The organism is Aquabacterium parvum, assembly GCF_001447195.1.
In the GTDB taxonomy this organism is placed as follows: Bacteria; Pseudomonadota; Gammaproteobacteria; order Burkholderiales; family Burkholderiaceae_C; genus Aquabacterium; species Aquabacterium parvum.
In genome coordinates this window covers 1-4976 of sequence record NZ_LFRI01000615.1, presented here as the reverse complement: position 1 = coordinate 4976, position 4976 = coordinate 1, and the positions used below count along the sequence as shown (strand labels likewise).

Sequence of the window (4976 nt, the reverse complement as noted above, 5' to 3'; positions counted from 1 at the left end):
GGCCTTGACCTGCCTGACAGCCTCCAGTTTGTACTCCAGGGTGTACTTGCCACGTACCTGCTTGTCGACCATTTCTTCGCTCCTTTCCAGCATTGTGGTCATGAGCTAAGAACTCCACTTTTCGGGGGCAACCTCATGGCCTGATGATTCGAGATCTTCCCCCATCGCCTTCGCGCGACCGGCCCAATGAGTTCAGCGCCGAGATGGATGCCTTTCTGGCGGCGCTGCCCGGTTTCGTCGACGACGCCAACGCGCTCGAGCAATCGCTGCAGTTGGTGGCCACCACGGGCACCAGCTCCACCACGCTGACAGTGGGCGTTGGCAGCAAGTCGCTCACCACCCAGCCGGGCAAGGCTTGGGCCACGGGCGCTTGGGTATACGTGTTCTCGGCAGTGTCCGTGAGTAACTACATGGTAGGGCGCGTCACGTCCTACAACGTGGAGACCGGCGCCCTCGTGGTGAACGTCTCCGCCATCGATGGCAGCGGCGCGCACTCGTCTTGGGTAATCGGCCTCGGTACTCCTGTGGCAGATGGTCACCTGGTGCCGCGCGATGGTTCGCGCCAGATGGAAGCCGAGTTGCTTCTGTATGACGATGCTGTCAACGACTTGGGGGCTGTGCCGAAGAGGCAGGCCGAGAGCATTGCCGCTACTGCTGTCGCCAGCCGCATGCAGTACAGCCTGACAGCTTCTCAGGCGACGACAAGTGGATCTGCCGTCGACTTCACGGGCATCCCGTCATGGGCCAAGCGGATCACCGTGCAGTTGCAAGATGTGAGCACCAATGGTGGCTCTCAAGTAATTGTGCAGATCGGCGGGGCGTCCGGAATTTCGGCCACTGGCTACGCCGGCGGAAACCTGTACTACCTCGGCGGCAGTTCCGGGGCTCACGAAACTCTGAGCAGTGGATTTCGGGTTTTCATCGGCGGCGTCGGAATCTTTCGGTTTGGCGCGATTGTCCTGACACGCTTGGCTGCGAACAAGTGGATTGCGACAGGTCAGGTCGCCCATGCGGCCGGTTTCGCCTGGGTTTCTGGTGTAAGAGTGCTTACTGAAACCCTCGATCGCGTGCGGTTCACCACCGTCAGCGGCACCGATACGTTTACCCAGGGTGAGGTCAGTTTGTTGATCGAGGGATAAAGCATGCGCACAGAATTCAATGTTGGAACGGGCGATTTCCGCCAGATCGACACGACCCCCTACTTGGTAGATGGAGCCCTGGTATTTGTCGACGCAGGGCAGCCGGTCCCACTTGGCGCGTCGGTTCCTCCGCCCATCGACCCGAACATCGTCCCGCAGGTCGTCACGCGCCGGCAGGCGCTTCTAGCCTTGCTGGCGGCCGGGAAGCTGGATGCAGTGGAGCAGCAGATGAGCACTGCCCCTCGAGCTGTCCGAATCGCCTGGGAATCGGCAGGCACATTTGAACGCGCCAACCCACTCATTGACGAACTGGCTCCCACGCTGGGGCTGTCTCCGGCCAACATCGATGAGCTATTCATCGCCGCATCAAGCCTTTGATGTCCTTTCACTTGGCACCAGCCCGCCACCCCGGCGGGCTTTTTCATTTGGAGGCCTGATGGCTGAACCCCAGACCAGCGTTGCGGCCGTGGTGGTCGCGCTCCTGTCACCCCTCACGGGGCCCTTCTCGGTCATCGTCTTTGCGGCCCTGGCCGGCGCCACCTGGCCGCTGGCTGCTGCTGACACGGCCACGCGCCGGCAGGGTGCTTTCCTGCTCATCCGCCTAGTGCTCACCTCAGCGGCGCTGACGGGCTTCATCGCCTTCGTGGTCGAGCAGCAGTTCGGCTTCCCGGCAAACAAGGTGCTGGCACCGGTGGCCTTCCTCATTGCCTGGCTGGGCGACTCCTGGCGAGACCCGGGTGCCCTTGTCGACAAGGGCACGGCCATGGCCAGGCAGATCAAGGGCGTCTTCACAGGAGGTGGCCAGTGATCTACGTGTACCTGAACTTCGTTCTTTCGGGCGCCCTGTGGTGGACGTGCTTTTGCCGCGTGGTGCGCACCGACACACAGACGCACATGGCGGTGCGCGCGGCGTTCTGCCTGCTGGCGGCGGTGGCCGGTGCGTGCGCCATTGCGCCCTTCGGCGTGCTCGAGCCGCTGCTGCCAGCAGCTGAGCCTGGCGTCATGCAGCTGGTGCTATTGGGCGCCATGGTGACGGTTCAGACCCTGACGGCGAAGTTCTGGAAGGACGGCGTGCCCGCCCACTTCCAGTGCGAGCTGGTCGACACAGACGAGGTGCAACCATGAACGGCGTGCGCGACGAGCTGCTAGACAGCGTGCTGCATGGTGCCATCTTTCCTGCGCTGGCTGATCTGCCTCCGAAGTTCTACACGCCTGGTGCGCTGCAGCTGCAGCTGTCGATCGGCTTGCAGGAGTCGAAGCTGAAAGATCGGTGGCAGGTTCTGGATGGTGGTCGCAAGGGACCGGCGCGAAGTCTCTGGCAGTTTGAGAAGGGCGGCGTGAGGGGGGTGCTCAAGCACCCAGCGACAGCCAGGCTTGCAGCCGAGGCGTGTGCGCGTCACGGCGTGGCGGCGACGCCTGAGGCGGTCTGGGCTGCGATCGAGGCGAATGACGTGCTTGCGGCGACGTTCGCTCGGCTGCTGCTGTGGACCGATCCTCGCCCGATGCCTGCGCCCAACGACACAGAGGGCAGCTGGGCCTACTACGTGCGCAATTGGCGGCCGGGGCAGCCTCATCCGGCGACGTGGCCAACGCACTGGGTTCGGTGCCGCCGGTTCGTTTTCGGGAGCTGACCATGAACAAGCTGCTTGATCTGCTCGACCTGGTGCCCGCGTGGGTGTGGGCGCTGGTGGTGGGCGTGCTGCTGGTGCTGTGCATCCGGCTGGACGTGCTCAGGCTGCAGGCCAATGCCGACGCTAGCAAGGCGCGGTCGGATCTGCTGGCCGTGCAGCTGTCATCCGCTCAGGCGATCAGCCTGGAGCAAGAGCGGGCCCGGAAAGAGGAAAGGCGGCTGTCTGCTGCCGTGCTGGAGGTTCAAGATGCGCTTGCCAAAGAAAAGGACGATCGCGCTGGCCGTGTTGCTGGTCTGTCTGAGCGGCTGCAGCACCACGCCCGCCCCGTGCTTTGTCGCCCCGGTGGCGGTGGAGCGTCCACCCCTTCCGGCCGAGGTGATGGACAGCCCGATCCCGGACTTCGAAGCCTGGATGGACAGGATCTTGTCCTCGTCGATGTCCAGGCTCGGCATGAGCTCGCCGAGTTCGCCGTCAGCGCCCGGGGCGTCGGCAAAACCCTGACCGAGGTGCGCGGCCTGCTGCGCGAGTGCTGGAAATCTGAGGCTGTACCCGTGGCGCCATGAGCCCCGAGGCCCTGGAGGCTGAACGCATCGCGAACCGCTTCGGCATGGCCTACCTGAGCCGGGAGGGCTTCGAGAAGCTGGCTCGGTTGATCGCGTGGGTGAAGTCTGGCAGGGCGCTGCCATCGGTGGAGCACTCTCCCGACATCGTCAAGCCAAAACCTCCGCTGATTGGCTGACGCCCATGTATTCCCGAGTGGAGTTCAGGGGCTTTTTCTTGCGCTTGCATATGCACGCAATGCGTGTATATTTGAACCCATGGACAGCAGCACAGCAGTCCCCGAGTCCAGGCGGTTCCTGGCGTTCCAAACGGAGCAAATCATGATCTTCTCTCAACAGCTTGCAGCCTTCGCAGAAGCCACCCGAAACGACGTATTCGACCCCTCCTGGGAGGGCGGCACTTGGATGGTCAAATCCACAGAGACCCAAGAATCTCTTGCTGATTTCGAGGCCGCTTCGAAAGGTTGGATCGAATGCTCGAACGCGATTCGAGGGGAGATTGCCGGCCTGCCGTATATCGCGTGGGAGCGCGTCCAGGCCCGCAAGGGTGATCAGCGCCGCGCGCTGTCGGTTGTTGACTTCGGCGACCGTCGCATTGCCATCGACGAAGACCTGAGTCAGTTCTAACCGCTGAGAGGGCCGCTGCGGCGGCAATGGAGAAAAACATGCTGACGATCTACGCAAACGGGCATATCTCGTTGTCTGGTCAATCAACCGGCTTGGGCGTCAAGCAAGGGCCTTACGGCACCACTGTGTACACGCTTGAGTGCGTCTTCACGGGCGCCAAGTACAAGGAGCACGCAATGCCGCACAAGCGCTACTCGCTGGCCTTTGATGCGCCCGCGTCTGGCGCCGCTGGCCGCGCACAGTTTGAGGCTGATGTGCTTGAGTTGATCAAGGCGCTGTAAAAGCAGAGGCCCGGATATACCGGGCCTCTCATTTGTTGTCCATTGGACTTGTTAGCCGACCGAAGTCGGGAACCTGAAACCACATGCTCACTAACTCGTCCAGCGTAGCACGATCTGACAGCCCTGAACCTGCCGACATCCGCGCCGCCCGCAAAGCGGCGGGCTTGACCCAGACCGAGGCCGCTCGCCTGGTGCACGGGACGCTGCGGGCTTGGCAGGAGTGGGAGGCAGGCAACCGGCAGATGCACCCCGGGCTCTGGGAGCTGTTTCGGCTCAAGATCAGCTGATCTCGTCCACCGGGCACAGCACCCAGGCCTGCACATAGTCGGTGATGCGCCCGTTGGCGCCCTCGATCCGCTCGAAGCCGGTCATGGACCAGAACCCCGGGCCAGCCTTGAGCAGCACGGCGTCGTGCAGGGGCGGCAGTGATTCGCCTTCCTCCACCTGGATCTCTGCCACCCTGGAGTGGCGCCCCAAGTCCTGGACATAGCGCTCGCCAAGGGTGAGCGTGCCACGCACGGCGCGCGATCCTCGCTGGTGCATCATCAAGACGCGGCCAGCGGATCGCATGGGGTAGGCTTCAAACTGCATACTGTGAGTTTATAAGGGGTATCCAGTTAGCTCCACAAAAGCCAAAACACTGGATGCATATCCAGTAATTTACACCTTGTCTGGCGGCTTGGGCGAAGCCTTTGTGATGTCGCTGTAGGTGTAGGGGCTGGTTTGCATGGCCTGCTG

At 62.7% G+C, this 4976-nt stretch carries 11 protein-coding genes; 10 read left to right on the top strand and 1 reads right to left on the bottom strand.

What is annotated here, in order from left to right; all coding sequences use genetic code 11:
• Nucleotides 1-143: 143 nt before the first annotated feature.
• From ABG80_RS21035 to ABG80_RS20990, 10 genes are all read left to right on the top strand, one after another.
• Entirely contained in the window at nucleotides 144-1139 is a 996-nt protein-coding gene (locus tag ABG80_RS21035; protein ID WP_152987788.1) for a hypothetical protein, read from the top strand.
• 3 nt (nucleotides 1140-1142) lie between these two features.
• Nucleotides 1143-1517 carry a hypothetical protein gene (locus tag ABG80_RS21030; RefSeq protein WP_058089487.1) on the top strand — a complete coding sequence of 125 codons (375 nt, stop codon included), beginning with the start codon at nucleotides 1143-1145 and terminating at the stop codon, nucleotides 1515-1517.
• A 58-nt stretch (nucleotides 1518-1575) separates the two neighbouring features.
• A complete protein-coding gene (locus ABG80_RS21025) occupies nucleotides 1576-1947 on the top strand; it encodes a hypothetical protein (RefSeq protein WP_058089486.1) in 372 nt (123 codons plus the stop codon).
• Nucleotides 1944-2264: a hypothetical protein gene (locus tag ABG80_RS21020; RefSeq protein WP_058089485.1), complete on the top strand. Its 321-nt coding sequence runs from the start codon at nucleotides 1944-1946 to the stop codon at nucleotides 2262-2264. Before ABG80_RS21025 ends, ABG80_RS21020 begins: the two co-directional genes overlap by 4 nt.
• On the top strand, nucleotides 2261-2770 hold the full coding sequence (locus ABG80_RS21015; protein WP_058089484.1) for a hypothetical protein: 510 nt from the start codon (nucleotides 2261-2263) through the stop codon (nucleotides 2768-2770). The genes ABG80_RS21020 and ABG80_RS21015 overlap by 4 nt, the downstream gene beginning before the upstream one ends.
• A gap of 2 nt (nucleotides 2771-2772) precedes the next feature.
• Complete coding sequence (locus tag ABG80_RS21010) at nucleotides 2773-3333, top strand: hypothetical protein (protein ID WP_058089483.1); 561 nt, start codon at nucleotides 2773-2775, stop codon at nucleotides 3331-3333.
• Complete coding sequence (locus ABG80_RS21005) at nucleotides 3330-3509, top strand: hypothetical protein (RefSeq protein ID WP_058089482.1); 180 nt, start codon at nucleotides 3330-3332, stop codon at nucleotides 3507-3509. The genes ABG80_RS21010 and ABG80_RS21005 overlap by 4 nt, the downstream gene beginning before the upstream one ends.
• Before the next feature lie 142 nt (nucleotides 3510-3651).
• On the top strand, nucleotides 3652-3957 hold the full coding sequence (locus tag ABG80_RS21000; RefSeq protein WP_152987787.1) for a hypothetical protein: 306 nt from the start codon (nucleotides 3652-3654) through the stop codon (nucleotides 3955-3957).
• Nucleotides 3958-3995: 38 nt separating this feature from the next.
• Nucleotides 3996-4238, top strand: a complete 243-nt coding sequence (locus tag ABG80_RS20995; RefSeq protein ID WP_152987786.1) for a hypothetical protein — start codon at nucleotides 3996-3998, stop codon at nucleotides 4236-4238.
• Between the two features lie 83 nt (nucleotides 4239-4321).
• Complete coding sequence (locus tag ABG80_RS20990; RefSeq protein WP_058089479.1) at nucleotides 4322-4525, top strand: helix-turn-helix domain-containing protein; 204 nt, start codon at nucleotides 4322-4324, stop codon at nucleotides 4523-4525.
• On the opposite strand, the gene ABG80_RS20985 is transcribed toward ABG80_RS20990, so the two are convergent.
• Entirely contained in the window at nucleotides 4518-4829 is a 312-nt protein-coding gene (locus tag ABG80_RS20985) for a hypothetical protein (protein WP_058089478.1), read from the bottom strand. The two genes, ABG80_RS20990 and ABG80_RS20985, sit on opposite strands and share 8 nt — an antisense overlap.
• Nucleotides 4830-4976: the final 147 nt, after the last annotated feature.

Excerpts from the sequence above, each read along its gene's own strand:
- ABG80_RS20990 (WP_058089479.1), top strand. The coding sequence starts at position 4,322 with ATGCTCACTAACTCGTCCAGCGTAGCACGATCTGACAGCCCTGAACCT.
- ABG80_RS21035 (WP_152987788.1), top strand. The coding sequence starts at position 144 with ATGATTCGAGATCTTCCCCCATCGCCTTCGCGCGACCGGCCCAATGAG.
- ABG80_RS21005 (WP_058089482.1), top strand. The coding sequence starts at position 3,330 with ATGAGCCCCGAGGCCCTGGAGGCTGAACGCATCGCGAACCGCTTCGGC.
- ABG80_RS20985 (WP_058089478.1), bottom strand. The coding sequence starts at position 4,829 with ATGCAGTTTGAAGCCTACCCCATGCGATCCGCTGGCCGCGTCTTGATG.
- ABG80_RS21010 (WP_058089483.1), top strand. The coding sequence starts at position 2,773 with ATGAACAAGCTGCTTGATCTGCTCGACCTGGTGCCCGCGTGGGTGTGG.
- ABG80_RS21000 (WP_152987787.1), top strand. The coding sequence starts at position 3,652 with ATGATCTTCTCTCAACAGCTTGCAGCCTTCGCAGAAGCCACCCGAAAC.
- ABG80_RS21030 (WP_058089487.1), top strand. The coding sequence starts at position 1,143 with ATGCGCACAGAATTCAATGTTGGAACGGGCGATTTCCGCCAGATCGAC.
- ABG80_RS21015 (WP_058089484.1), top strand. The coding sequence starts at position 2,261 with ATGAACGGCGTGCGCGACGAGCTGCTAGACAGCGTGCTGCATGGTGCC.
- ABG80_RS20995 (WP_152987786.1), top strand. The coding sequence starts at position 3,996 with ATGCTGACGATCTACGCAAACGGGCATATCTCGTTGTCTGGTCAATCA.
- ABG80_RS21025 (WP_058089486.1), top strand. The coding sequence starts at position 1,576 with ATGGCTGAACCCCAGACCAGCGTTGCGGCCGTGGTGGTCGCGCTCCTG.